This is a genomic window from Streptomyces cinnamoneus (genome assembly GCF_014650495.1).
GTDB classification, from domain to species: Bacteria; Actinomycetota; Actinomycetes; order Streptomycetales; family Streptomycetaceae; genus Streptomyces; species Streptomyces cinnamoneus.
Genome location: NZ_BMVB01000096.1, coordinates 1 through 542, shown reverse-complemented (window position 1 = coordinate 542; position 542 = coordinate 1). Strand labels below are relative to the sequence as shown.

1 protein-coding gene is annotated in these 542 nt (G+C 47.0%); it reads left to right on the top strand.

The genetic code is table 11. The features are described 5' to 3' along the window. The coding region (locus IE182_RS32985) for a hypothetical protein (RefSeq protein WP_506417128.1) at nt 1–279 on the top strand (279 nt) is incomplete at its 5' end. Nucleotides 280–542: the final 263 nt, after the last annotated feature.

Sequence of the window (542 nt, the reverse complement as noted above, 5' to 3'; positions counted from 1 at the left end):
ATAGCAAGCCGGGAATGGATAGAGGACAACACAAAGGTTACGATACCAGCAAATAAGCGGAATTACAGAAAGCAAAAAGACCATGTAAAGGTTATGAATACTATGAAAGCTTTAAAAAAGCAGTTAGGAGAAGAAGTAAAAGAGGGTAGACCAAAAGGGAGTGGAACAGCGGAGCAGACAGTCAGAGAATGGCAGGAGAGCCACCCAGCAGGAAAGAAAGCGGACTGCATTCGAGAGACAGGATTGAGCAAGCCCACCGTTTACAAGTGGTGGAAGTAGGGCATACTTGAAATGCCGAAAGGCATATGCTATAATGCCAGTAGGCAAGAAAGACGAAAGTGCTCATTGTGGCACGCAAAAAGCCCCGGAGGTCGCAACTCCGGGGCTTTTCTATTCCGTTGTGGCAAGGTGGCTTATTCCTTAGGCTGGCTACCGCCTATTTATCTCCGTCCAGCCATTTGCAGATGTAGTAGGCGACTACACTTGCCAAGACAGAGAGTAAGAAAGACGAAAATATACTCATGGTGGCACACCCCCTTTCT